General features: G+C 63.1%; 14 protein-coding genes and 1 pseudogene. 6 read left to right on the plus strand and 9 right to left on the minus strand.

Annotation, left to right across the window (positions count from 1 at the left end; genetic code table 11):
• The 6 genes from H3H39_RS13060 to H3H39_RS13085 all read right to left on the minus strand — a co-directional run bounded on the left by H3H39_RS13060 (nt 1) and on the right by H3H39_RS13085 (nt 10,958).
• On the minus strand, nt 1-1,365 hold the full coding sequence (locus tag H3H39_RS13060; protein WP_229218021.1) for an HlyD family type I secretion periplasmic adaptor subunit: 1,365 nt from the start codon (nt 1,363-1,365) through the stop codon (nt 1-3).
• Nucleotides 1,365-3,203, minus strand: a complete 1,839-nt coding sequence (locus H3H39_RS13065) for a type I secretion system permease/ATPase (RefSeq protein ID WP_182153836.1) — start codon at nt 3,201-3,203, stop codon at nt 1,365-1,367. The genes H3H39_RS13060 and H3H39_RS13065 overlap by 1 nt, the downstream gene beginning before the upstream one ends.
• A gap of 310 nt (nt 3,204-3,513) precedes the next feature.
• Nucleotides 3,514-7,119: a beta strand repeat-containing protein gene (locus H3H39_RS13070; protein WP_182153837.1), complete on the minus strand. Its 3,606-nt coding sequence runs from the start codon at nt 7,117-7,119 to the stop codon at nt 3,514-3,516.
• 174 nt (nt 7,120-7,293) lie between these two features.
• The gene (locus tag H3H39_RS13075; RefSeq protein WP_229218041.1) at nt 7,294-9,213 is read right to left on the minus strand and encodes a SapC family protein; all 1,920 of its coding nucleotides are present in this window, start codon (nt 9,211-9,213) and stop codon (nt 7,294-7,296) included.
• A gap of 22 nt (nt 9,214-9,235) precedes the next feature.
• On the minus strand, nt 9,236-10,294 hold the full coding sequence (locus H3H39_RS13080) for a hypothetical protein (RefSeq protein ID WP_182153839.1): 1,059 nt from the start codon (nt 10,292-10,294) through the stop codon (nt 9,236-9,238).
• An 82-nt stretch (nt 10,295-10,376) separates the two neighbouring features.
• Nucleotides 10,377-10,958, minus strand: a complete 582-nt coding sequence (locus tag H3H39_RS13085; RefSeq protein WP_182153840.1) for a TIGR02466 family protein — start codon at nt 10,956-10,958, stop codon at nt 10,377-10,379.
• 276 nt (nt 10,959-11,234) lie between these two features.
• Here H3H39_RS13085 and H3H39_RS13090 point away from each other — a divergent pair, with 276 nt between their 5' ends.
• Complete coding sequence (locus tag H3H39_RS13090; RefSeq protein WP_182153841.1) at nt 11,235-12,329, plus strand: GNAT family N-acetyltransferase; 1,095 nt, start codon at nt 11,235-11,237, stop codon at nt 12,327-12,329.
• Nucleotides 12,330-12,587: 258 nt separating this feature from the next.
• On the opposite strand, the pseudogene ltrA reads toward H3H39_RS13090, so the two are convergent.
• The 3 genes and pseudogenes from ltrA to H3H39_RS13105 all read right to left on the minus strand — a co-directional run bounded on the left by ltrA (nt 12,588) and on the right by H3H39_RS13105 (nt 20,402).
• A pseudogene (ltrA, locus tag H3H39_RS13095) lies at nt 12,588-13,812 on the minus strand (group II intron reverse transcriptase/maturase).
• A gap of 496 nt (nt 13,813-14,308) precedes the next feature.
• A complete protein-coding gene (locus tag H3H39_RS13100; protein WP_182153842.1) occupies nt 14,309-18,595 on the minus strand; it encodes a beta strand repeat-containing protein in 4,287 nt (1,428 codons plus the stop codon).
• Between the two features lie 436 nt (nt 18,596-19,031).
• Entirely contained in the window at nt 19,032-20,402 is a 1,371-nt protein-coding gene (locus H3H39_RS13105; protein ID WP_182153843.1) for a FecR family protein, read from the minus strand.
• A 282-nt stretch (nt 20,403-20,684) separates the two neighbouring features.
• On the opposite strand from H3H39_RS13105, the gene H3H39_RS13110 reads away from it, so the two are divergent.
• The 5 genes from H3H39_RS13110 to H3H39_RS28365 all read left to right on the plus strand — a co-directional run bounded on the left by H3H39_RS13110 (nt 20,685) and on the right by H3H39_RS28365 (nt 26,350).
• Complete coding sequence (locus H3H39_RS13110; RefSeq protein ID WP_182153844.1) at nt 20,685-22,463, plus strand: CHASE2 domain-containing protein; 1,779 nt, start codon at nt 20,685-20,687, stop codon at nt 22,461-22,463.
• Nucleotides 22,460-23,713 (plus strand): tetratricopeptide repeat protein, encoded by a 1,254-nt coding sequence (locus H3H39_RS13115; protein ID WP_182153845.1) that lies wholly within the window; start codon nt 22,460-22,462, stop codon nt 23,711-23,713. The genes H3H39_RS13110 and H3H39_RS13115 overlap by 4 nt, the downstream gene beginning before the upstream one ends.
• 49 nt (nt 23,714-23,762) lie before the next feature.
• Nucleotides 23,763-24,089, plus strand: a complete 327-nt coding sequence (locus tag H3H39_RS13120) for a VanZ family protein (RefSeq protein ID WP_182153846.1) — start codon at nt 23,763-23,765, stop codon at nt 24,087-24,089.
• A gap of 17 nt (nt 24,090-24,106) precedes the next feature.
• Complete coding sequence (locus H3H39_RS13125; RefSeq protein ID WP_182153847.1) at nt 24,107-24,898, plus strand: Crp/Fnr family transcriptional regulator; 792 nt, start codon at nt 24,107-24,109, stop codon at nt 24,896-24,898.
• 69 nt (nt 24,899-24,967) lie between these two features.
• Nucleotides 24,968-26,350 carry an ABC transporter ATP-binding protein gene (locus tag H3H39_RS28365; RefSeq protein ID WP_182153848.1) on the plus strand — a complete coding sequence of 461 codons (1,383 nt, stop codon included), beginning with the start codon at nt 24,968-24,970 and terminating at the stop codon, nt 26,348-26,350.
• Nucleotides 26,351-26,389 lie beyond the last annotated feature (39 nt).

A 26,389-nucleotide genomic window follows, 5' to 3' on the forward strand; every position in this document is an offset into this window, starting at 1 on the left:
TCAATCCTCCGTCATCGACGTTTTGGCACGGTCAAAGACCGGTTTCAACAGGTAGCTCATCATCGACCGCTCGCCCGTCTTCACGAACAACTCGACCGGCATACCCGCCTGTATCGTCAACTTCTTGGCCGTGATCAGCTTCAAGCCTTCGGCGGACACTTTGGCGCGTATCTTGTAGTACGGTTGTCCCGTGCGCTCGTCCTGGGTGCGGTCCGCCGACACTTGGGTCAACACACCCGGGATATGGGGCGTGGTGTTGGTATTAAATGCGGAGAAAATCAGTTCGACTGGCATACCCACCTTGACTTTGTCGATCAAGTTGATGGCCAGCTGGGCCTCGACGATCAACGGATCGTCAGCAGGCACCACGTCCATCATGCGGAAACCTGGCGCCACCACGCCGCCCTTGGTGAATACGCTAAGGCCCACCACCGTCCCATCGACCGGCGCCTTGACATCCACATTGTCCATCTCGAATTTCTGTGCATGCAAACGGCCCTCGGCCACTTCCGCATCACGCTGCGCATCGGCCAGCAGCGAGTTCACTTCCTTTTGATACTCCTGCGAACGTTGCGTACGGCGCAAGGTGATTTCAGCGATTTGCCGCTGGGTGCGCCCAATATTGCCCGTATCTTCGGCGATCGCACCCAGCAACTGCGAATAGCTGCGCTCGGCGTCCAGCAAGCGGCTGCGCGGTACATAACCATCCTTGGCCAGGTCACGCAAATTGTCCAGTTGCTCTTTCAGGAAGACCACCTGGTCTTTCTTGCTGGCGCGTGACGCCTCCAGACCCTGCAACTGACTACTCAAACCGGCGATATTCTCCTCATAGGCCGCCAGTTCGTTATGCACCGACATCTCGCGCGAGGTGATCAACAAATTCTGCGATGCCATCGCCTGCGCCACCACTGGTTCATTGCGCTCGGCCAGCAGCGCCTCCGGGTAACTAATGACAGCCTTGCCCTGTCGTTCTGCCTGCAGCCGCGCAGCCGTTGCCGCCGCCGCTACGTACTGCGCATGGGCCATATCCAATTGCGCACGGGGTGCCACCGCATTCATGCGTACCAGCACCTGGCCTGCCTTGACCACGTCGCCATCCTTGACGAGGATTTGCTCCACCGTGCCGCCCTGCTGGTACTGGATCGACTTGCGGTTGCCCTCCTTTGCCACGGTGCCGGACACGGGCACGCCCTTGTCGAGCGGGGCAAAAACTGCCCACAGTAGGAAACCGCCTACGCCCAGCAGCGTGATCAGCCAACCCAGTTTGCTATAAGCGCGGGCGTCCGTGTTCACTTCCAGCGGGGTGACGTCATGGGCGATCACCTCGGTGGCGTCAGTCGTTTGTTTCGATAAATTCTTCATCATCACTCCTGTTCCTTGACCGCGTCCTGACCAGCGGCTTGTACCTGCACCGCAGCCTGCTGCTGGGCCATTTGCAGTTGCGCCTGTGCCTGTGCCTGTGCCTGTGCCTGTGCCTGTGCCTGTGCCTGTGCCTGCTGCTGGGCCAGCAATGCCTTCTGGTTATTCTCCTGCAGCGCTGCCAACACTTGATTGGTCGGACCGAACATTTCCAGGGCGCCGTCGCGCAGCAGTAACAGCTTGCTGGTAATGCCGATGATGCTGGTACGGTGAGTAATCAGCACGATGGTCTTGCCACGCTGGCGCAAATCATTGATCGCCTTGACCAGCGCCTGTTCGCCCACGTCATCCAGGTTGGAATTGGGTTCGTCCAGCACGATGACCGACGGGTCGCCGTACATGGCACGCGCCAGGCCCAGGCGCTGACGCTGGCCGCCGGACAAACCGGCGCCGCCATCGCCCAGCACCGTGTCGTAGCCCTTGGGCAGGTGCAATATCATCTCGTGCACGCCCGCGCGCTGAGCAGCCAGCACCACCTTTTCAGCGTCGACCTCACCGAAGCGCGCGATGTTCTCGCTGACGGTACCGCCGAACAATTCGATATCCTGCGGCAGATAACCGATATTCGGTCCCAGTTCGCCCTTATTCCATTGGAAGATGTCGGCGCCATCCAGGCGCACCTTGCCCATCACGGCCGGCCACACGCCCACCAGCAAACGCGCGAGGGTCGACTTACCGGAACCACTGGGACCAATCACGCCCAGCACATCGCCAGACGTGATGCCGAAACTGACGTTCTTCAGCACGGGTACCGTGGTCCCGGGCGCCGATGCGGACACGCCCTCCACCTGCAACTGCCCCACCGGCTTGGGCAAAGCCATGCCGGCCGAGCGCGCGGGGTTATCCGCCAGCAGCTTGGTCAAACGCTCGTAGGCGCTACGGGTACTGCTCCAGGACTTCCATACGCCGATTACTTGCTGCACCGGCGCCAGTGCGCGGCCAAGCAGGATGGACGCGGCGATCATCATCCCCGACGAAATCTTGCCGTCGATCGCCAGCAATGCGCCATAGCCCAGCACCAGCGACTGCATGGATACTTGCACGAACTTGGTGATGGCGCCGACGATGCCAGCCTTTTGGCTCGCTTCGGCCTGCAGATGCAGGAAGCGGGCGTGTACTTTGTACCAGCGGCCCATCAGGTTGGGCAGCATGCCCATCGACTCGATCACCTCGGCATTGCGCAAGTTGTTCGTCGCCAGCGTGCTCGACACGATGGCCATGCCGTTCGCCTCGGCCAACGGCTTGTGCGACACTTTTTCATTGACGTAAGCGAGGATCACCAGCAGCACCGTACCGCACAGGGCGAACACACCCAGCGAAGGTTCGAACATGAAGATCACGATCAGATAGATGGGGAACCACGGCGCGTCGAAGAACGCGAACAGGGCGTTGCCTGTCAAGAATTGACGGATGTTGGTCAGGTCCTGCAAGGCTTGTCCGGCGTTGCCACCGGCGCGCTTCAGGTTTTGTTCGAATGCCGCCGTGTAGACGCGCTTGTTCAGCTGCATGTCGAAATGCGCGCCCACCCGAACCAGCACGAAGCTGCGCACCAATTCCAGCGCCCCCATCAGCAGATAGGCACCCAACATCATCAACGTCAGCATCAGCAACGTAACTTCATTGCGGCTGCCCAGCACGCGGTCATATACCTGCAGCATGTACAGCGACGGTGCCAGCATCAACAAATTGATGATCGCGCTGAAGGTGCCGACAGTGTAGAAGGTGCTCCGGAAACCCGCCAATATTTGCTGGATTTCATTCTGTGGGGGGAGAAGTTTTTTCATGTCAATACGCGTTCGATTCAATAGTGTGAGGCGACGACGGAGCCAAAAGCGAAACGTCACCGTTTCGCAGCCCAGAACCACGCGACCGGCAACTCGGATGGCCGGTAAAAATGGAGTCAGGCGTGAGATTATAGAGCAATAGCCCAATAAAATGTGATGCTCATCACAAAATATTAATCAAGGCGAGCGCCTCCACGATGGCGACAGACGCCATAGAACGACGCTGTTATCGCATGCGCGCCTACAAAGCAACAGCCCCGCGCGGTCAGGCTCGCACTTGGCCGCGCGGGGCCGCTAGTCGTCGCCGGCGTTAGCCAATCAGCAGTGCGGCATGGTCAGCACTGAGCGAGGCATGGCTCAGGTCAACCAGGCCGATCAGCTTAACGATCAGATCGGTGCCATTCAGGAACGCCACCTCCGTCGACGCGTAGACGTGCTGCACGATGTAGGTATTGCCGCCGAACTGGAACCAACCGATATCTCCCTGGTTGCTTCCCGTAACAACGGCGTTAGCGTAATCCTGGAAAATGGCCGTCGAGTCCAGCGCGACCTTCGTTTCGGCAAAGGTCACCGTGCCGACGGTGGCCAGGCCAATCATGTCGCCTGCGGTCGCGTCAGTGATGGTGACGTAGTTGTTGACGTTGGTCGACGGCGTCTGGATGACGAACAGATCATTGCCGGCACCACCGGTCAACTTCACCCCATCGGCGGCGGCGATCAGCATGTCGGCGCCGGCGCCACCGATCACGGTGTCGCCGTTGTGGAGGGCATCGAGCACGTCGTCGCCGGCGCCGCCCTTGAGCACGGCGGCCGCGGCCGCGCCGGCCACCGTCGCCGCCTGCAGGTTGCCGGTCATGGCGCTGCCGTCGATCAGGGTCAGGGCCACGTCGGACGGGTCGAGCCCCAGCAGCAGGTCGGCATTGCCGTCCAGGTGCACCGTCATGGCGGCCGCGTCGGTGATGATGATCGCGGCGTGCTGCACGCCGTAGCCGGTGCTGGTGACGTCAGTGTCGATTGCGCTGACATTGACCGTCTCCACGCCGACCACCGCCACCACATTGAACGCCACGTCGGCCGCCGTCACCTTGGCAATCACGTTGAAGCTGTCGGCCGTGCCGGTGGCGTCGCTCATGGTCACGGTGGTGCTGGTGGCCGCGCCCGTCAACTCCAGCGTGCCCGCGTTGGCCATGTGGGCGAGCGTCAGCGTGCCGCTGCCCACGCCGCCGGCGCTAGTCACATAGCTGATACCGTCCAGATTGGCCAGGTTCACGCTGTCGCTGGCGGCGTTGGCCACCGCACCCAGCTTGAGGTGCTCGAAACCCGTGATCTTCGCGCCGAACGCGCCGTCGGCCGAAGCGCTGGCCGCGTCGGCCGAGGCCATCGCCAGCGTGTCGGTGCCGGCACCGCCGTCGAGCACGGCGGTAGCGGAATGGGTGCCCGAGGCCAGCGCCAGCGTATCATCACCGGCGCCCAGCGACACCGCCTTGGTTGGGGCGGTGGTGGTCAGCGTGACCGTGTCCACGCCGCTGCCGCCCGTGTAGACGGCCTGGTTGGCGTCGATCGAGATCACGTTGGCGCCCACGGTGGCCGCAGCGTTGACGGTCTGCACCGTGGTGCCCGACGCGTCCATCGTCACGCCGGCGGCACCGGTCACGACTACGTCGCTCAGCTTGCCCAGCACCGAATCGCTGAGGTCCACTGCCTTGCTGCCGGAAATATTGAGCGTCGCGACGCCGCCCGCATACAGCTTCACAAAAGAATCATCGCCCGTGGCGTCGATGTTCAGGGTGCCGTAGGTGGCGCCGAGGGTGACGGTGCTGGTGTAGTTGGCCAGGCCCACGCCATTCAAGCCCAGCGCCAGGGTGGTGGCGGCAGCATTGGTCACCGACACGTCCTCGTTGCTGTGGGCCAGGTTCAGGCTGGTCAGCGCGTCGGAGGTGATGGACGAGGCCGCGCCGATACCGTCCAGCGTCACGCTGGCCAGCTTGTCGGCGCCGTCGATGGCGCCGTTGATGGTCACGGCGCCACTGCGCACGCCCAGCACGCCTGTCTTGGCATCCACGTTTGTCAGACCGGCTGTCTTGTTGACGGCGGCCACATCGCCTGCGCTGGCCATGTCGTACACGGTGATCGGAGTGTGGCCGGTAACGGCGTTAGTTGCGGTCGCATCGACCGTAACGACGGTGCCGGTGGCGGTCACGGCGCCGGTGCCGTAGCTGCCCGAGAACACGCCCGTATAGCTGCCGCTGCCCGCTGGCGCGGCGCCGGCGACGGCGCCCCCGCTCAGGTTGGCGAAGGCGGCGGCAGCCTGCGCGGCCGTCAGCGCCTTGGTGGCCGTGAAGGTCAGGCCGCCCACCGTGACCGATTCGGTGGCCGCCATCGCGACGAAGGTCACCGTGTCGACCTGCTTGACGCCCACCGTGGCCGGCACGGCGTCCACGGCCGACACTTCCGGTGTTTCCGTCACCGACACGCTGGTGGTGGCGGCGCCAGCCGTCACCGTCACGGCGCTTTGCACCACGGTGTGGCCGATGAGGGAGGTATCGGCGGCAGCGGCGGCGGCGGACGAGGTGGCCGTCTCATTGATGGTGACAGTGGTGCCGCCCGTGACCTGGATCGCGCCGCGCACTACAGCCATGTCGGTGCCGGCATAAGCCTTGCCCACGGTGGTCACGCTGATGGCCCCGGAAGGCTGGTTGGTGGCGTCGCCGCCCTGGCCAATGTTGATGGTGCCAGTGGTCGCCTCGCCGGTCGTCAGGCTGACGCTGGTGCCGCCATCGATGCTGATGTTGCCGCTCCCCTGGGCGCTGTGGCTGACTGACACGGCGCCTTTGCCCACAGTGGTGTAGCCCAGCGTCACGTTGGTGTTGGCGGCGGCCGTGCTCACGGTCTGCGCCGCGCCACCGTTGAGGGAAATGGCGCCATCGGCGCCGGCCACGCTGATGGCGGTGGTGCCGGCTGCCGTCAGCGTGACGGCCTTGCCCTGCGTCAGCTTGAGCGAGGTCAGGCCGGTCCAGCCGGACACGTCGGCCGTCAGATTAACGGCAGAGCGCACCAGTGCGTTCTCGACGCCGGTCACGCTCAAGGAGCTGGGCAAGTCAGTGACGGCCGTGTTAGCCGGGCCGGCGCCGTTGACCACCTGCAGACTCAAGGTGTCCTTGCCCTGGCCGCCGTTGATGGTGTCGAGCGCGTTCAGGGTTGTTTTCTTGGCGCCGGTGGTGTCATCGATGACGGCATTGAAGTTGTCGTCACTGGAGCCGCCCACCTTGTCGATGGCCGTCGTCAGATCCCACGTCTTCGCTTGCGCAGCGGCCGCCCCGCCCAACAGGGTGTTGAGAGTGGTAGTGATGGTGGTCTGGAAGGCGGTCGTATCCGTGGTGGAAGTGACGGTGGACAGCATGGTGCGGGCAGACACGGCGGCGGTCGCCCCCTGGTAAGCCAGTATTTCATCCGTCGTGTCGATCGCATTTGTGAAATTGGTCGCGATCGTGGTCTTCCTGGCCAACAAGGCCGCATCGATCAGGCCCTGCTCGGTCGTGTTGTTCATCGCCCCGAGCGCGATATTCAGCGCGGCCGCAGCCTTGCTCAGGCGACCGGCGTCGATCTCGCCGGCCCAGTACAGCAAGCCCGAGAAATTGGCATGCCGGTTCAGCACGTTGACGAACACGGCGTCGACGAACGCCAGGGTGTCGGTACCGTACAACGCGACAGATTCAGTGCTGGTGCCAAACGAATTTATCAGGGTCGACAGCGCCGCGTTGGTGGTGCTGGCGGTCAACAAGCCGCTGAGCGTGGTCGGCGCGTGCAGCGCGTCCAGCTGTGCCGAGACATTTTTCAGGCCAATCACATCGGCCGGGCGGCCGAAATAGGAGATGTAAATCTGCTGTACGAGGTCGTTGTAGTCTGCTGCGGCCATTGTCTTCCCTTGGTAATTTTGAGTTATAGAGCCAACAGGCTGGCGACCGATGCTCCAGTGGTCACGCCATCCAGGACGTGAGCGGCAATTATAAACGCTACCAAAAACCAAGTGTAATTGATAAACCAGCAACTATCAGTCATCTCGATACCGCCTCAGGGCCATCACACTGCGTTACCGGTCGCGGCACTCCGGCGCCTGCCATCCCGTCAGCTGGCGCGATATCTCCTGTGTGTTCGCCGCTAGCAATACAGGGTCATACACCAGGTAACGAAGGTTGCGATCATAGTCCAGCAGGTGCAACAATGCCTCATCCCTCCGACCAGCCTGCATCAACCGGACGAAATGGGTGGGGAAGTGTTCAACCTCAGCCAGCTTGGAATCGAGCTCCCCGACATTCGGCCTCACGGCTACCTCGCAGGGCACGCCTGCGTTAATGAAACGCTGGTACGCGGCCGCGAAGTCGTGGCCAAACCAGCGGCCGAAGACGACCCATTTGGTTGGGCGGGGATCAGCCTCAAGCAAGAAATAGCGCTGAGTGGTCGCCTCCTTGATCAGCGTGCCGTTGACGAAGCCATGCAACAAGGCACTGCGGCCAAGCCGGATGAAGATGTCTTCCAACTCGGGGGGATTGGCGAAGTAGCGGCGTTTGGAGGCTGGACCTAAGGTCGCGTCAATGTCGTAGGCGCAGACCAGCTCCAGCAGTTCGCCGTCCTTGAACAGCGCGTCGACACCGACCACGTCACCGGCGATATGCCGCTGGGCCAGCAACGGTTCGCTGAAGTCATGGGACGCGACAAACTGCAGGAACGCGGCTTCATCATGCAATATCCTGACGCCGGCGCCACCGTTTGAATAATTTTCCTTCAACACGATCGGCAAGCCCAGCGACAGCAGCACTTCACTGGTCGCGTCCGCATTGTCCATACGAATGAACGCTGGCGATGCGATCGCATGATCGCGGCAATATTCGGAGAAACCGACTTTACTGAGCACGGGCAACGCTTCGGCACGGCGCACCGGCAGCAGGTGCAGCAGCGCCCCAATGTTCTCGCGATAGATCTTCCAGAGGATAGGATCGTCGCCAATGATGATGGCATGGTAGGTGCCTGATGCGGCCAACTTCGCCAGTTGCGTCAGCAACGTATCCAGCGATTCGCCGGCGTTGATCCAATGGTGATAGAAGCCGCTGGTCAAGGTGCGATTGAAGCTGGGGCACAACACGTGCACTTCACACCCTGCCTGCCTGAGCACGTAGGGCATCTCGACCAGCGTGCTCCAGTCAAACGTCACCAGCAGCACCTTGGGCGCGGTGGCGACAACCGGCATGGGCGCCGCGACTGCCGGCGACGCCGACCTGTCAGCAAGCCGCGCCATCTGTGCGCGCACCACCGCTTCGGCCCTGGCGGCGGCCAACTCCCGCAATGTCGCCACATGCTGCACTGACAGTAGCTGGCAATACGCCACCGCTAGCGCCCCTGCCCGACTAAGTTCCGCCAACGCCTCGGCCGGCAGGCGGCCCAGCGCCGCTTCGTCTATCCGGAACAAATCGGTGATATGGCGGGTGCCGGTCGGGGAAGGCAAGGCGATATGCCAGGGCTGTATCAACCCATGCTGATCCAGTAGCGCGCAAACGGCCACGGTGACAGCGCGGCTTTGTTCGCCACCGCGGAGCACCTCCAGGATGCCGGCCAGCGCCGGGCTGGGTTGTCCAGGCGCGACAAAAAACGGCTCGCCAGCTTCGTCGTCGTCGGCGAGACCAGCATCCTCATCTATGCACAACAAACGCTGTCCATCGGCGGACGTCCCCAGCAGAAATGGGTAAGACTTGAAAGCGGCGGGAACGAATTTTCCCAGCCAACGCCCCGCGTTGTCGACCATCAAATTCTCGCCTGGGCGCAGACCCAGCATGGCGGCCGGCACGAAGCCACCTTCTTGCCTGACGAGGCACACGGGCAGCATCATCGCCAGATTCGGCAGCTCATCAGTTGCAAGGGTAACGAGCGCATCTTCTGCGGCAAAGCCGAAGTGAGCCCTTAGCCGCCAGCGCTGGCCGGCGTGGCGGTCATAGGAAACGGCATGTACGCTAGGCATAGGCAACAAGAAAGCGTGGAAATTAACTCGGGGGCACCTGCGCAAAACGTTCCAGGTCCGCGATCGCAGGATAACGCGTGGCGGCGGCGGCAAACCATCGCTGTCCGCGCTCCACTTCCACCGCATCCATACGCAACACGTCGGCAATATCTTTCGCCCTGGTGGCGCCGTCGTATTGCGTATCGGGACGCTTGGAATTTTGCCGCACCACCTCGCCCGTCACCAGGGTTAGTATCTGGTCCTGCGTGTAAGGCAAGCGTAGATGGTCCAGCAAGACCGGTAGCGTCGCGGCATCGTGGAGAAGGTAATCGTCAAAGTCAACCCAAACCACCCGATCCGAACAATCGACAGCGGCGGCGGTCAACGTCAGCATCTCGGCGACCCAGCTCATGGCCGTGATTTCGCCGCGCGACATATCAAACAAACGCCAACTGTCGCAGTCCAGCAAACGATGCAAGCGCTGCAAGCGCGACGGCGCCTGGGCATATATATCATCCTGTCCCCAGCCCGCCTTGAAGATGGTGGCAAGAAATGCGGGGAGGCCGCTGTAGACAAACAACGCCCGTGGCGCGTGGTCTTGCGTCAAGATTCGCCGCGCCAAAACGTTGGTATAGCTGGTCGCCTTGATGACGACATCGTTTCCACCGCTGAACTGACGCGACAAGAAGGCCAGCGTGGCAGCGAAATAATTATCGAACTGCGCAGGCGAAACCCTGCTCTCGGGTACTGGCAGTTGGACATCAAGCTCGGCCAGCCAGCGCAACAGCAAAGGCTCACGTAGGGACAAGACCCGGGGTGCCTGGCCGATCACTTTGGACAGCAGCGTCGAGCCGACGTGGCTGATATGGAAAATATAGCGGCTGCATGGCGGCGACAGCAGCGACGGCGCCACCCGGCAAAATTCAGCCAGGGTTAACTGAAATTGCGTCGTGTCGCTACGCCGAATCCGATGGTCCAGAAAGCCCGAATTGCGGTAATCGTCTTCGCTCATTCGAACCAAGGTGATGCTGTCGCGCGCGCTGATCTGCAAAGGATACAGATCGGCCAGCAGCACCGATACCTGCCGCTCCGACGCGCTCATCCCGGCCCCACTACATCAGGCCGCGGCCTGATCAAATTGGCCGCCGGGCGCGTGGTTGGCAACTGGCCAAGAGGCAGGCCGTTCACACCTGAATAGCATTCATGGCGATGGAAATGCGCGCTTGCGGACCGGTGTGCAGTTCGACCCGATGCTCCAGCCAGCTAGGGAACACCACCAGCTGACCTGGTTTGGGGTGCAGGCTGACCGTGCTTTCGCTGTGCACGCCCGTCCCAGGCAAGGCGGTCAACATGACGCCAGGGCGAGGGTCGCGGAACACGATAGGACTGGACTGCTCGCACGCCTGCAGATAGTAACAACCGGCAAGCAAGGTGTGAGGGTGGACATGGGAGAGGTTACTGCCGCCCACATCAAGCATGTTGACCCACGCTTCGAGCTGGAAGCGTAGCGGCTCCTTGAGGGCCAGGTCCTTGAACGCATGCACGAATGCGGTTTGGGCCAGGCGCTGCAATGGCTCGAACTGCGGCACGGCAAACACCGTCTTGTCACTGTTCCAGCCTTGCCGATTGGAGCGCCCGGCCGGCACCGGCGACGCCTCGCGCATGGCGAGGATTTGGTCGATCCAGCCGGGATGCTGCTCCAGCAATTCGTCCAGCTCGAACACCCATATTCTGGTTGGGAACAAGTCCTGCGTAGTCAGTTTCATGACGCTCTCTTATCAATAACGAATGCCCAAGGCCATGCCGCCCCAGCGCAACCTCCCATGATAGCAGGCCGGCGGCATCGGATGCCAGCACTACCCTGCGTATCCGGGGTGGCGCTGGCATCCATACCACAGCCTGGTGCCAGCGTCGGTAATCGCCACCGCCATGAATTCAAAAAAAATCGTCCTGACACGTTCGCCCTGCCAGTAAAATCCAAAGTATTTTCTCAACTCCTGCATCTGGCAGCCGCAACGTAGCGTGCCTTCAAAAAACCGACCATGTCCTATCACGCTGAACTCCTGTCCACAATTGATGCCTTGGATGCCATCAAAGACCAGTGGCAAGCATTGTGCGCCGCGCTGCCCGAAAATACCGGCTTCTTCTCATCCTATTCCTACCTGCGCAGCTATCTCGATTTCCATCAGCCCAACGGCTGGGTGGTCGTGGCCATTTATGGCGCCGACAGGGCGCAACTGCTCGGTGTCTTTCCTCTATCAATCTTTAATGTCCAGGATGGGGACAACAATTACCGGGCCTGTAAGCCGATAGGTACACCTTACGCGCCATACTACGATTTCGCAGTGCGCAGTCAATGCCGCCGCGAAGTGCTCTCAATTCTCATCCATAACGTGCTGCGCGGCCATTTCAAATGCGATCTGGCGTTTTTGGGGCCGCTGCATGACTCCTCACCGCTGTCGATAGTCCTGCTGGAGGAGCTGGATGCGCCGATGATCAAGATGGTATCTAACCGCGATGCCCTTAGCCAAATCGATACCAGGGGTCAAACGCTTGAGGCCTATTTTCGGCGACGGAAGTCGCTCACATTGCCGAATGCGCGCTATCAGGAGCGGCGCTTGCGCAAATGCGGGAACGTCGAGATTTGCCTCACGGAGCATGGCGCGGATCTGGCTAATGTGGTCATGGAACTATGCCAAAGAAATGAGGAGCATTTTCCCGAGGAGAACTACTATCGTCAGCATGCGGACTGGAAGACGTACATGACGCAGCTTGCCACACAGCTGGCTCCTCAGGGTTTTGCCGAAATTGCGACCTTGCGCCTGGACCAGCAGGTCATCGCCTCGGCATTGAGCTTCTTGCAGCCTGGCCGACGTTATTTCTATCTGATAGCTTACGACCCGGCTTTCGGGCGCCACTCCCCATCCAAAATACTGATGGCCCATCTGATCGAACGCACGTTTGCGGAAAAGAACGTCTTCTGCTTCGGCGCGGGTCAGTACCAATACAAGCTCGACTGGTGCCAGTCGCTGGGCGACATTCGAACGCCCGTCATCTTCTACACGCCGGAAGCACGTCGCGCGCTTGATGAGAAGATAGTGGCAGGAAAAATGTCAGCGTTCATCAGCCATCATTGACCTGCTATTCCGGCCGTGTTCGGCTGCTGGTCAACAACCATCGATACAGCCCATCCCCTTTGACAAATCCGTAGTGCCCCTCGCCAGCGCTGGTGACTTGCAGCGCCTGGCCGAGGTACGCGGCTGCACGCTGGCGTATCGCCTGCGCACAATTGCCATGCTGATCACAAATCGGCATAGGGGGTGACCCAAGTGGGCCACTCCCCTGCCACACCACCCGGCATGCGGATCCGCACCGGGCGGTTCGAGTAGTTGAGGTCAAGACAGGCGAGGTACGCCAAGTCGGTCGAAATAAGCAATCGTAAGGACCGTCTTTAGCAGCCGATCCGCGTTGCGCCACCAGCGACGTCTATTTGCCGCCACCTGTCGCACCACCAATGGTGCGGCTCCGAGTTGGGTCAGCTCCCGATACATGGTCTTGCCGCGTTTCCAGTGCTTGAGCAGGATGGCTCAGCTCGCGGATGCGCTGCTTGAATGATGCCAGCGGTTTAGCCGCGACTTTCAATTTCACCACTTTCCCACGCGCTACCCATAGGCTGTAACCGAGGAACTTACGGCCGAAGGCACTGCCGACCGCGCTCTTGGCTTCGTTGACCACAAGGTGTAACTTGGCGTAGAGGCGGTGCAGCAGCGCCATCACCCGCTCGCCAGCCTTCTTGCTGCGGACATAAACATTCGCATCATCGGCATAGCGCGCGAAGCAGTGGCCCCGTCGCTCCAGCTCCTTGTCCACTTCATCGAGCAGGACGTTGGCGAGCAATGGCGACAGGGGGGCGCCTTGTGGCGTGCCCTCATGCCGCGACGGCACCACACCATGATCCATGATACCGCTGTTCAGATAGGCACGGACCAGCCGGATCACTCGGGCGTCGTCGATGCGTTTCTGTAGGCGGTCAATCAGGATGTCATGGTTGACGCGGTCGAAGAACTTCGACAGGTCCACGTCCACCACGATCCGCCGTCCCGACTGGACATACGCTCGGGCGGAAAGTACCGCGTCGTGCGCACGCCGGCCCGGACGAAAACCGTAGCTGTGCTCGCTAAATGTGGGGTCAAGAATCGGTTGCAGCACCTGAAGCAGTGCTTGCTGGATCAGCCGATCCGTCACCGTTGGAATGCCAAGCTCGCGCTCGCCACCGTCGGGTTTCGGGATCGTCACCCGACGTACCGGGCTGGGCCGGTACGTCCCCGCCAGCAGTTGTTCGCGTATTTCCGGCCACGCCAGCACCAGATAGCGCGAGGTTTCGTCGATGTCCCGACCATCCACCCCGGCTGCGCCTTTGTTGGCGCGCACACGCTTGAACGCTTGCAGCAGGTTCTCCCTTCTCAGCGCTGCGCGCAGCAGCGCCGATCCTGCGTCTCCTGACGCATGTCGCGGGCGGCAGGCTTCGTCGCTGGAGGTTGCGGCCAAGGCTTCACCTTGACCTACGGCCGCCCGCCCCGTTGACACGGGCATCTGACGCATTGCCTGTTGTATCGACATGCCGGACAACACTCCTACTCGTTCGGTCCTTCGTTGGCGGGGTTGAGCCTTCCCGTCGCTACCACCAACTACTATGACCTCAGCTGAGACCCTGCTACGGCGAATGCCGCCGTCCTTTCTGACATGAGGCAGGGCGTCCCCAGGTAAGGGCCGCATTCCTTCATCACACAACCGCCGCATCTACGCCACCTCGCCTTGACCACAAGAGCTTCGCGGTTTCTGGCCCGCTCGCCCTGCTCGGCAGCGCCTTCTATGCGGTTCGTGTTCCTCGGCTCATGATTTACGATTCACGCTTCCTTCCCACGGTCAATTACTCTTCCGCAGTTGCGCTTCACTTCGCTCACTGTGGTCAGCTCGCGGCGGGACTTGCACCCAAAGGAATGCGCCCATGCTGGGCGCACCAGAAAAAAAAATCCCCGCCTCCTTGCGGAGAGCGGGGATTTCGTCTTTTCGCCTAGCGTCCCCCGCTTGCGCGGGAGACAGCTTATTGAAATGCTTAGCCGATCAACAGGGTGACGTTGGTCGTGTTCAGCGAGGTGTGGCTCAGGTCAACGGTGCCGGTCAGCTTGACGATCAAGTCGGTGCCGTTCTTGAAGTCGTGCAGCGACGATGCATCGTGGTTGCTTTCCACAACGTAGGTATTGCCAGCAAACTGGAACCAGGAAATATGACCGGTGGTGTCGGTCGTATTGTTCTCGTTGACAGCGGCGTTGGCGTAATCCTGGAACGATGCGGTCGTGTCCAGCGAGATCGCAGCGGCCTTGAACGTTTCCGTACCGGTCGTGTTCAGGAACTGGATGATGTCGCCTTTGGCTGCATCAGTGATGGTCGCGTAGGAGTTGACGTTCACCGAAGCGGTCTGGATCACGAAGGTATCGTTGCCAGCGCCACCGGTCAGCACGTCGCGGCCAGCATTGGCGGTCAGCACGTCAGCAGCTGCGCCACCGATCAGCACGTCGGCGGTGGTACCCGTGCCGGCGGTCAGATGGTTGGCCATTGCGCCGCCCTTGACGGTCTCAGCAACGGTACCAGCGGTGGTCACGGTCAGGCCAGCGGTCATGCCGGAGGCGTCGATCGAGGTCAGCGCGGTGTCGCCGGTCACGGTCAGGGTCAGGTTGGCATTGCCCAGCACCTTGATCGCGGTCACAGCGGCGTCGGAAACGGTCAGCGAATCGCTGATCGTGCCGGCGTCGTGCTTGGCGTTGGTGTCGGTTGCGGTGACGTTGACGGTCTCAACGTTAGCCACAGCCACGGTACCACCAGCGATCGCAGCGCCCTTCAGCAGCACGTTGAAGCTGTCAGCGGTGCCGGTCGCGTCGGTCATGGTGACCGTGGTGCTCGAGGCGTTGCCGTTCAGTTCGAACGTACCGGCGTTGGCCATGTGGGTCAGAGCCAGGGTACCAACAGCAGCACCATCGGTGGTGACAGCAGTCGCGGCCGTGTTCAACACGGTGGTCTGCGAACCTACACCGATTGCCGAACCGCCACCAGCGACGTGCTCGGTGAAGGTGCTGGTGGTAGCGCCAGCTGCCGTGATGTCGTAGGCACCGCCATTCACCACCGTCAGACCAGTAATCACGACGCCGCTCGCGGCACTTGCCACTTGCGCTGCGGTGAACGCGCCGGTCGCGGTAATGGTCACGCCGCCAACGCCACCAATCGACTGCGTACCCGCATCCGCGAATGCTTGCCAGGTGACGGTGTCGACTTCCTTCGTAGCCACGCCATCGGGCGTCACCACGACTGCCGTTGGAGCGGTGTTGTTGGCTGCCGTCGTTACAGCAGGTGCAACCAGATCCACGTTAGCGACGTTGGTGTTAGCGGTGGTGCTGGTGAACACGTTGGTCGCGCCGGAAGCGGCGGCCACGGTCCATGCCACTGGTGGGGTGGTGATGGTCAGGCCAGCAACGGTGCCGCCGCCTGCCACGGTCGCCACTTGCGCAGCGGTGAACGAGCCGGTTGCGGTAACGGTCATGCCGCCGATGGTCTGGGTGCCGGCGCCGCTGAAGGCTTTCCAGGTCACCACTGCCGATTCGGTCGTACCTGCACCACCTGCGCTCACAACGTAGCTGATGTTGTTCAGGTTGGCCAGGTTGATGGTATCGGCACCACCTGCTGCTGCTGCGGTCAGGCCCAGCTTCTCGAAACCGGTGATATGGGCTTCGAAGGCGGTGTCGCCGGTAGCCGTCGCCGCATTCGCGGAAGTCATCACCAGGGTATCGGTACCGGTGCCGCCGTCGATGGTAGCGGTCAGCGCGGTCGTGCCGCTAGCCAGGGTCACTTTGTCGTCGCCAGCGCCCAGCGAAACTGCTTTCGACACGGTGGTCGAGCTCAGGGTCAGGGTGTCAACGCCCGAACCGCCTTCATAGGTTGCTTGGTTGGCGTTGATGGCGATGGTGTTCGCGCCCGACGAAGCTGCTGCGTTCACGTCGGTGACGTTGCCGCCAGCGGTGAACTCGGTGCCAGCGGCGGTCACGCCAGCGGCGCCCGAAATGGTGACGGTCTTCAGTGCGGTGAAGGTCGAACCGGTCAGGTCAACCGACTTGGCGCCATCGACGGTCAGGGTCTGCACGCCTGCGGCGGTCACGTTGACGGTCGATGCGGCACCGGCGGTGTGAACGTTCAGGGTGGTGTAGGTTGCGCCAACGTTATCCAGGTTCAGGGTCGACAGCGAGCCAGCGGTGGTCGCTGCCAAGTTGTTGACGGTCAGGCCCAGGGTCTTGGCGGTGTGGTTGTCCACAGTCACTGCCGCGTCGGTGGCGTTAGCCAGCGACAGGGTAGCCAGCGCGTCGGACTTGATGACGGAACCGGTGTGGTACGCATCCAGCTTGACGTTGTTGATGGTGCCGGCCGTCGCGGTGTTGTAGTTGACGTCCGTCACAGTCACGGCGCCGGCCGCGATGCCGCCCACGCCAGCTTGTGCGTCTACCGAATTAACGCCGGTGGTCACGTTGGTGCCGGTCGGAGCGGTGCCCGTGCCGGTGAACGCGGCAGCGGCAACAGCAGCGGCCGATTTGTAGCTGAACACCACGGTGTCGGAAGCGGTGCCGGTCACAGCGCCGGTGGTGAAGTTGCCGCCATAGGTACCCGAGTAGGTGCCCAGCACCGAATTGCCCTGGGTGGAGGTCTTGGTCAGGTTGGCGAAGGCAGCAGCGGTCTGGGCAGCGGTGGTGCCAGCGGCGCCAGCGGTGAAGGTCAGGCCGTCGACGATCAGGGTTTGGCCAACGGTCAGTGCGGCGAACTTGAAGCTGTCGGCTTCCACAACGCCGGTCTTGGCGGTGATGGTGTCAACTTTCGACACTTCAGCCGTCTGGGTCACGGACACGGTGGTGGTGGCGGTGGTGCCGGTGACGCCAACAGCGGCCTGGGTCAGGGTGAAGTTGGTCGCGGTAGCGCCTGCAGCCGGGGCGGTTGCCAGTGGCTGGGTCGCGTTTTCGGTAACGGTCACAACGGTGCCGCCGGTGATGGCGATGTTGTTGGTGCTTTGATTGCCAGTCTTGTCGCCGGCAATGTTGGCAACCACAGTCACGGCGCCGGTCGGGTTGTGGCCGCCGCTGCCGATCGTGATGCCGTTGCCTTCGCTGTCAGCGTCGAACGACGTGGTCAGCGAAACGCTGGTGCCGTGGGTGATGGTGGTGTCATTGCCGCCTTGGGCAGCGTCAACCACAACAACCGCGCCGGTTGCCTTGTCCAGGGCCACGCCGCCGGAGGTGTTGACGGTCTGGGTCGAACCGCCATGCACGGTCACTTTGCCAGCAGCGTTCACGGTCACAGCCGAATCGGTGGCGGTAACGCCAACGGTAGCGGCAGCTTTGGTGTCGGTGACGTTCACGGCCGTGCCGTCGCCAACAGCGACCACGTCATTACCGGTCGAACGGGTCACGTTCAGGGTCTTCAGGCCGGTGAAGCCGGTGGTGGTGTCAATGGTAGCTGCGCCGGCAGCTTGCACGTTCACGGTCTGAACGTTGGAGATCTGCAGGCCGCCTGGCAATGCGGTGCCGCCGCTAACGTCGGAGATGTTCAGGACGTTCTGGCCGGTCTTACCATCGATGGTATCCAGGGCGCTCAGGGTCGGGTTGGTTGCGGCGAGGCCGATCGTACCGTTGTAGGTATCGTTAGCGGAGGTGCCAACCAGGTTGTCCACGCCGACGGTCAGCGTGGTGTTCACGACTGGGTTGTTTGCGGTAACAATAGCGGCCAGGGTCGAATCAATGGTTGCCTGGAAGGTCGTGGTGTCGGTGGTCGACACGACGGTCTTCAACATGTCGCGCGCGTCCTGCGCAGCAACGGCGCCAGCGTACGACACGATGTCGGCGGCGTCGGTGGACATGGTGGTGGTGAAGTTGGTCGCAACGGTCACTTTGTTGGAGACGTTGGCCAGGTCGGTGGCGTTGCCGCCATCCTTGACTGCGGCGGCCAGGATGTTCATGGCGGCGGCGCCTTTGGTCAGCGCGCCGGAATCGATCGCGTTAACCCAGAACAGCAGGCCGTCGACGAGCGGTGCGCGGTTCAGCAGGTTCTGGTAGATGGCGTTGACGAAAGCGGCGGTGGTGCCGGAACCGTACAGGTTGGCCGATTCGGTGCTGTTGCCGAAGCTGTCAACCATCGACTTGACGGTCGAGTTGGTCGAGTAAGCGGCAACGAAGTCAGCGGTGTTGCTAGGCACGTTGCCAGCTGCCATGTTCTTGGTCATGTTGCTCAGACCGACGACGTCGGCAGGACGACCGAAATAGGCGATGTACAGTTCTTGCGCCAGGGAGGTGTAATCTGCGGCTACAGCCATGATGATTTCCTTTAAATTGTGGTTTAAACCAGGTTTTCTGCCATCGCATAGCGCCTAGTACCGGGCGCTATGTGATGCCTTTTTTGCAGAACTGGGAGTATATTGCCAGATAGGGGGGCAGATGTTGTGATGGCCATCACATTAACTCAGTGAATCTGCCCTTTTTTGTAATATTTTGTGTTTTTTTTGAGATTTCTCTCATGCACTGCACAATTTTTATGCAGCGAGACGGAAAAGTGAGCTTGGGCGCGCATCGGGTGAATGAATAAGCAAGTTTAATTCACAGGCCACGGATAATGACGAATATCACGCTCTCGCTATTTAATATGCCAACGGCGCCGGCCATCGCCCATTCCGGAGCAAACCAGCCCGCCCGGCAAGACAACGGGCTGGCATCCTTGCGAATGCCAGCCCGCCACCGCGCATCCTGTCTAGATCAGTGCTTCCAGGTGGTCGCACCCTCGGCCGTCATTTTGGGATTATTGATTGTCTTGAATACATAACCGGCTTGTTCGGCCTGGGAACCACCTAGGTAGCCCCGGATCGTCATGTCAGCCCCAAGATCGCTGACCAAGCCACCCACCGACGTGATCGAACCCTGCCCCGCCACGGCCATCGACGCATCGGGCGTGTACACCGTCAGGCCAGTGGAGAAACTGCGGCTGCCGAAATTGACGTCCAGATGCGCGTCCCTGATGGCGGCGGCGACTGGGTTCTGGCCGGCCAACTGCAAGGTCGCCTCGCTGCCCGACAACACGAACGCGGCCGTGCCATCCTTGGGCATCACCAACTGGCTGTTCTTCAGGCGCGCGATCACATAGGCACCGCCGGCCGTATAGGTATTCTCAAACGTACCATCGCGCAATTTCGCCAGCGCCGCCGCATCTTGCGGCACGTCGGCCACGGCTTGCCAGCGGCCCCACAGGATTTCCGGCGGGCTCGGTGGTGCGGGTGGCACGACGGGCTTGCCCGGATCGACGACAACTTCAGCGGGCGGCACCTTGGCGCCCGTGTCGGTGCCGGTCTGGGTGGTGTTGTTGCCGCTGGCGGCCTTGCCCGCGTTGAGCAAGCCCGCACCTTTTTGCGCATCCAGGTTCACATCCTGCACGGCCACCGGCAAGCTGGTCGCCGGCGTCACCTTGCCCACAGGCTCATCGCCACGCGGCGGCATACTCTGGTCCGGTGCCAACGATGGATTGCGCAGCAACTGAGGGATATTCTGGCCGCGCTGCACCTGCAGCAGCACGCCGGACTGGCCGGCGAACAGTTCGCGGCTGGCATTGCCTTCGCACGGGCCGTTGCCTTCCGGGCCGCAGCCGCCGGAGAAGCCGCTCACCACCACGCCGCCGGACACGACGGCCACGCGCGACGTTTCCTGGTCGGTATAAACGATAAAGTCGGTGCCGCGCACGCCGATGGCGGCCACAGGGGTGTTGAAACGGAAATTCTGGCGCGCTTTCTTGACGGCCGTACCGGAGATGCTGCGCGCCACACCACCGAGCAATTCGAGCTTGACGTGGGTGTTGCCGGGATTTTGCTGGTCAACCTGGTAGGCCGCGATGCGCGCCTTGCTGTTGGGGCGCAGGATCAAGAAGCCGGCGTCCACCGTCTTGATATAGACGTAGCCATCGGCGCCGGTGGCGACCTCGTCGCCCTCCTGCACGGCCGCGTCCAGTACCGCCGCCCGTTTGGCCAACTGCACCTGTCCGGTGACAAATACCACTTTCCCGGCCTCGCCCGCCATGGCGGCGGCCGACCACAGCAAGCCGGCGCCCACGCTCAACGAGACCAAAATTTGACGCAACATAATATATTCTCCCTCACCCTGCATTGTCCGCATTCTGGCGCCAAAGTATGTGATTACCGTCACATTCTTGCATTTGGATACAATTGAGAATACGCGCTGGCGGACGCCGCTTTAGAAACCGCTTTTTCGCCCTCCCGCCATAGTGTTGACGGTCACAAAGCGTTATACTTGACAACTATTTTACTGGGGTGCCGCCCCTCTCCTGCCCCAGCCTTCGGCACGCGAGCTTCGCCGGCACCGACTTGTTAGCCTATTTTGCGCCATTTGATCCCATCCGACTCCATGTTTCGCACCGGCATCGCGCTGGCCGCCGTCCTGCTGACGGTCTGGTCGCAGTGGCTGGCGCCCTCGGGCACGGGGTTCGCGGACGACTGGCTGCGCGACCGCTTCATCAAGCTGCGCGCCAGCACGGCGCCCGAGCACCGCATCCTGGTAGTAGATATCGACGAGAACAGCCTGGCGGCCCTGCCGTGGCCGTGGCCGCGCGCGCGCCTGGCCACGCTGATCGAAACCCTGCTGGCCAACGGCGCGCGCGGCGTGGCGCTCGACATTCTGCAAGAAAAGCCGGCCGATGCCGAAGGCGACGCGCGGCTGGCCATGCTGGCCCGCCACGGCCCCGTGGTGCTGGCCCAGCTGTTCGACTTCGCCCAGCAGCCCCATCCGTTGCGGGGCGGCCATCTGGTGGGCGGCACGCCGGCCGCCGCCGGCGCCGTGCCAGCCAGCGGCTACCTGGCCAACCACGCCGGGCTGGCGCAAGCCGCGCACGCCGGCAACATCGGCGTGGCGCCCGATCACGACGGCACGCTGCGCTGGGTTCCCATGTACGCCAGCTTCGAAGGCAGGCAATATCCCACCCTAGCGCGCGCCCTGTTCGACTGCTGCGCCGACGGCCCGGCGGCCGAACTGCCCACGGGCGCCCTGCGCATCCCCTACAGCCGCGCCTGGTCGGCCTACACCGGCCTGAAGGCGGCCGACGTGCTGGAGCAGAATTTCGCGCCCGACCAGGTGGCCGGCAAACTGGTGCTGATCGGCTCCTCGGCGCTCAGCATCGGCGACCGCCTGTCCACGCCGCTGGGCGCGTCCACCGCCGGCCTGCTGGTGCACGCGGCCGTGCTCGACAACCTGCTGGCGCGCCAGTCCGGCCACGCGCCCGCGCCCTGGCCCGGCAAGTGGATGGCGCTGTTGTTCTGCCTGAGCGTGGTGCAACTGATCAGCTACACCCTACCGCGCCAGTCGGCCGCCGCCAACGTGGCCCTGCTGGGCGCCAGTTCCGCGCTGTGGCTGGTGCTGGCCTATTTCGTCGTGCCGCATGACGACCAATTCTCCACGGCCGGGCCGCTGCTGTCCAACCTGTTCCTGCTGGCCGTGGCCGTGCCGTTCCACTGGCAACTCACGCAACACAAGTCGCGCCAGCTGCTACACACGCTGCGCCAGTACGTGGCCAAGGAAGTGGTCGAGGAACTGCTGCGCAGCGACCTGCAGGACCCGCTGTCGCCCAAGCAGCGCCAGGTCACCACGCTGATCGCCGACATGGAGGGCTACACCACCCAGGTCGAGTCGCTGCCGGTGGAGGAAGCGGCCAAGCTGACCACCGACTTCCTCGATTGCCTGACCCGCCCCGTGCTCGACATGCACGGCACGCTCGACAAATACACGGGCGATGGCCTGGTGGCGTTCTGGGGCGCGCCCCTGCCCATCGCCGACCATGCCGACCTGGCGCTGGACGCGGCCCAGCTGATCCTCAAGGAGGTGGCCCGCATGAGCGCGCACCGGGTGGCCGACGGCAAGCCGCCGCTGCGGGTGCGGATCGGCATCGAGAGCGGCCTGGCCATGGCCGGCGACTACGGCACCGCCTTCCGCAGCATCTACACGGCCGTGGGCGACAGCGTCAACACGGCTTCGCGGCTGGAGCAGGCCGCGCGCGACTTCCCGCACGACGTCATCATCGGCGAAGGCACGGTGCGCGGCGCCACCCGCCACCGCTTCGTCCACCTGGGCGAACGCCACCTGCGCGGCAAGGAAAAGCCGGTGCAGCTCTACACGCTGGAGCAAGCGGCATGAGGCGCCGGCTGCTGACATCCGTGCTGGCCACGGTGCTGGCAACGGCGCTGGCTGGCCCGGCGCGCGCCGACGAGGCGCCGCCGTTCCCACCCGTGCAGCAGGAAGAACTGTACGTGAGCGCCATGAAGGCGCTGGCCGACGGGCACCCCGACGATGCCACCCGGCTGCTGATGCGCTTTCTGGAAAAAGAACCGCAGCACGCTGGCGCTTGGCTGGACCTGGCCATCAGCCAGTGCGAGCTCGGCCATGGTGCCGAGGCCGAGCGCCTGTTCGTGGAAATCGAACGGCGTTTCGCGCCGCCGCCCGGCATCGTGGAAGTGATCCAGGGCCACCGCACGCGCGGCTGCCACCCTTTGCCGGCCGGCCGGCGCGACCTGCTGTCGCTGTCGGCCGGGCGCGGCTACGACAACAACGTCAACCAGGGCGCCAGCAACGCCTTCTTCAGCACCGGCAGCGGCGCCAACTATCTGCAATGGCAGTTGACGCCCGATTATCTGCCCAAGGCGGACGGCTACAGCTTGCTGACGGCCGACTACAGCGGCAACCTGGGCCAGAGCAAGCTGCTGGGATTCGCCCAGTTGCGGGTGCGCCGCCACGACCATGAGCACGAACAGGATATGGCCTCGGCGCTAGCGGGCCTGGAACAGCCATGGCAGTGGGGCCAGTGGCGCGGCCGGGCCACGGCCGGCCTGAGCGCCCTGGAGCTGAACGGCCACTACTACCAGCGCCAGGCCCAGGTGCAGCTGCGCGCCACGCCGCCCGTGGACTTGCCCGAGGCGCTGGAATGGTCGCTCACGAGCGGCCTGAGCCACGTCACCTATCCCACCCGCACCAAGTACGACGCCAACACCGTGGAACTGAGCAGCACACTCAACTACCGTGACAACGTGCGCCAGGCGCTGGCCGGGGTGGGCGTGCTGTCCGACCATGGCCAGGCCGGCCGGCTGGGCGGCAACCGCGATGGCTGGTATGGTAATCTACTGCTTTACAGCAATCTGGGCGAACGTTTCAGCGGCCAGCTGGGCTGGACGCGCCAGGTGTGGCGCGGCTCCACCGTCTATTCACCCAACGTGATCGACCTGGTTCGGCGGCAGGACACGCGCCTGCTGACGGCCAGCATTTCGATGCAGCTGCCGGCCCACCACAGCCTGCAGCTGGAATGGCGCTCGACCCAGAACAGGGAAAATATCTCGCTGTTTCAATATAATAGCCGCAGCTTGCAACTGACCTGGCACTGGGATGGTTTCTGACCGCCGGGCGCGGCACCATCCTCCGAAAGATACAAAGAACATTGCCACCATGACTTGGGAACTGATTTTCTTTTTACTGGCGCTGGCCGTCGTGTCGGCCGGCTGCCTGGCGCCGAGCGGCTGGCTGCCGGTGCTGCCGAATGACAAACTGCTGCACTTTGGCGCCTACGCCGCGCTCACGCTACTGGCGCTGCGGCTGGCCCACGGCTGGCGCGAACTGGCGTGCTGGATGATGGGGTTGCTGCTGGCGGGCTGGGCGATCGAGCTGCTGCAGAACCTGGTGCCAGGGCGGCGCTTCTGCTGGCGCGACCTGGGCGCGAACGCGGCTGGCATCGCAGCCGCCGCCTGCTGCGCGCCGCTACTGTTGAACTATTGAATCATTGGAAACCCCGCATGACCTCCAGTAAAAAGTCCCTCGCCGCCGCCGTTCCCGACGACACCGCCGCCGTCGGCGGCGCGCTGGCCGCGCAGGCCGCCGAGGGGCGCCAGCTGGGCGATCCCAACGAGCCGGTCAACATCCAGATCCACTTGCGCAAGATTCCGCTGTTGGCCGACCTGAGCGAGGAGGACATGGCCAAGGTCCGGGCCGACCTGCGCATCCGCCAATACAACAAGCGCGACGTGGTGCTGCAAAAAGGCGCGGCCGGCGACGCGCTGCTGTTCCTGCTGACGGGCCAGTTGCAAGTGATCGACGTGACCGAGGACGGGCGTGCGATCGGCCTGCGCATGCTGGCGCCGGGCGACTTCTTCGGCGAGATCGCCGTCATCAACGGCTCCATGCGCTCGGCCTCGGTGGTGGCCCTCAGTCCGGTACTGGTGGCGCTGCTGCCGCGCGCCACGGCGCTGCATCTGTTCTCGCACTCGCCGTCGGTGGCCAACCAGATGCTGCGCTTCCTGGCCGCCAAGGTGCAGCGCGATTCCGAATTCCGCGCGCTGCTGAGCATCCACAACACCTCCAAGCGCATCTACACCTTCCTCGAACTGCTGAAGGAGAAAAAGGAAGGCGAGGAGGAAGTGGTGGAAAACCTGCCCACCCACCAGGACATCGCCAACATGATCAACACCAGCCGCGAGACGGTCACCCGCACGCTGCTGACGCTGGTCCAGCAAGGCATCATCAAGAAAGGTACGCACCGGCTCATCATCATCAAGCCCGACGCGCTGCAAAAACTGGCCCAGGGCTGACACCCCGCGCTGCTATAATCCGGCGCGCGCCGGCCGGCGTTCCCGTCACGATCACCACACATATTCCGCATGGGCAGCATACACGTCAGTCAACTGGGCAAGGCTTATAAACAATACCCAGGCCGCTGGTCGCGCCTGCTCGAATGGGTCACCCCTTTCCTGGGACAGCGCCATCGCCTCAAGTGGGTGCTGCAGGATATCGATTTCCACATCGCGGCCGGCGAATCCGTGGCGCTGATCGGCGTCAACGGGGCCGGCAAGAGCACGCTGCTCAAGCTGATCACGGGCACCGCCCAGCCCACCACGGGCGCCGTGGCCACCCACGGCCGGGTGGCCGCGCTGCTGGAGCTGGGCATGGGTTTCCATCCCGATTTCACGGGCCGCCAGAACGCCGTGATGGCGGGCCAGTTGATCGGCCTGAGCGTGGAGGAAGTGACGGCCCTGATGCCGGGCATCGAAGCGTTCGCCGAGATCGGCGACTATATCGACCAGCCGGTGCGGGTCTATTCATCCGGCATGCAGGTGCGGCTGGCGTTCGCCGTGGCCACGGCCGTGCGGCCCGACATCCTCGTGATCGACGAGGCGCTGGCCGTGGGCGACGTATTCTTCCAGCAAAAATGCTACGAGCGTATCCGCGCCTATTGCCACGCCGGCACCACGCTGCTGTTCGTGTCGCACGCCATGGGCGCCGTGTATTCGCTGTGCAACCGTGCCATCCTGATCAGCGCCGGCCGCGTCGCACTCGACAGCAGCCCGCGCGAAGTGATCGATCTGTACAACGCCCATGTGCTGCACCAGCGCGAAGGCAAGACGCCACCACCGGCCCCGGTGCGCGCGCCCACATCCGACACTGGCGCCAGCTCCGCCACCGCCAACGCGCCAGGTGCGGCCGGCGCGCCCGGCGCGCCCGCGCAGGGGCATGCTCCTGCTCCTGCTCCAGCACCCGCGCCCGCCCCAGCCCCGGCCGACGCGGCCTCGCCATCGACCGTGGGCTCGTTCGCCAACGGCGGCGCCACACTGGACGCGGTGGGCCTGTACGTGGACGACCAGCCGGCCGCCACCATCGTCAGCGACCGCGTGGCCACGGTGCGAGTCGAGAGCCGTTTCGCCCAGGGCTACGCCGACCCGCACATTGGCTTCCAGATCCGCAACGCGCGCGGCGAGGCCGTGTTCATGACCAACACCTATTGCATGGGCCAGACCATAGGCCCGGTCGGTCCGGGCGAGGCGGTGCGGGCCGAATTCTCGTTCAAGGCCAGCCTGGCGCCGGGCGACTACACCATCACGGCCGGGGTGGCCGAGGGCGGCGCCGGCGAGGGCGACTTCCGCCAGACCCTGGCCCGCCAGCAGGACGCCAGCGCCTTCACGGTACTGCGCAACTTGGACGCCATCGTGTGGAGCGGCGTGTGCAACCTGGACCCCATCTGCGAGCTGCAGCGCCAGGCGGTGTAGCGGTGGGGTCAGTTCCGGCATCGCGCCATGAACCGCGGT

It is taken from the genome of Rugamonas apoptosis (assembly GCF_014042355.1).
In the GTDB taxonomy this organism is placed as follows: Bacteria; Pseudomonadota; Gammaproteobacteria; order Burkholderiales; family Burkholderiaceae_D; genus Rugamonas; species Rugamonas apoptosis.

What these genes read in the sequence shown, in the direction of transcription:
- H3H39_RS13125 (WP_182153847.1), top strand. Translation starts at nt 24,107, where the DNA reads ATGACCTCCAGTAAAAAGTCCCTCGCCGCCGCCGTTCCCGACGACACC.
- H3H39_RS13115 (WP_182153845.1), top strand. Translation starts at nt 22,460, where the DNA reads ATGAGGCGCCGGCTGCTGACATCCGTGCTGGCCACGGTGCTGGCAACG.
- H3H39_RS13110 (WP_182153844.1), top strand. Translation starts at nt 20,685, where the DNA reads ATGTTTCGCACCGGCATCGCGCTGGCCGCCGTCCTGCTGACGGTCTGG.
- H3H39_RS13090 (WP_182153841.1), top strand. Translation starts at nt 11,235, where the DNA reads ATGTCCTATCACGCTGAACTCCTGTCCACAATTGATGCCTTGGATGCC.
- H3H39_RS13105 (WP_182153843.1), bottom strand. Translation starts at nt 20,402, where the DNA reads ATGTTGCGTCAAATTTTGGTCTCGTTGAGCGTGGGCGCCGGCTTGCTG.
- H3H39_RS13070 (WP_182153837.1), bottom strand. Translation starts at nt 7,119, where the DNA reads ATGGCCGCAGCAGACTACAACGACCTCGTACAGCAGATTTACATCTCC.
- H3H39_RS13065 (WP_182153836.1), bottom strand. Translation starts at nt 3,203, where the DNA reads ATGAAAAAACTTCTCCCCCCACAGAATGAAATCCAGCAAATATTGGCG.
- H3H39_RS13060 (WP_229218021.1), bottom strand. Translation starts at nt 1,365, where the DNA reads ATGATGAAGAATTTATCGAAACAAACGACTGACGCCACCGAGGTGATC.
- H3H39_RS13120 (WP_182153846.1), top strand. Translation starts at nt 23,763, where the DNA reads ATGACTTGGGAACTGATTTTCTTTTTACTGGCGCTGGCCGTCGTGTCG.
- H3H39_RS28365 (WP_182153848.1), top strand. Translation starts at nt 24,968, where the DNA reads ATGGGCAGCATACACGTCAGTCAACTGGGCAAGGCTTATAAACAATAC.
- H3H39_RS13085 (WP_182153840.1), bottom strand. Translation starts at nt 10,958, where the DNA reads ATGAAACTGACTACGCAGGACTTGTTCCCAACCAGAATATGGGTGTTC.
- H3H39_RS13100 (WP_182153842.1), bottom strand. Translation starts at nt 18,595, where the DNA reads ATGGCTGTAGCCGCAGATTACACCTCCCTGGCGCAAGAACTGTACATC.
- H3H39_RS13080 (WP_182153839.1), bottom strand. Translation starts at nt 10,294, where the DNA reads ATGAGCGCGTCGGAGCGGCAGGTATCGGTGCTGCTGGCCGATCTGTAT.
- H3H39_RS13075 (WP_229218041.1), bottom strand. Translation starts at nt 9,213, where the DNA reads ATGCCTAGCGTACATGCCGTTTCCTATGACCGCCACGCCGGCCAGCGC.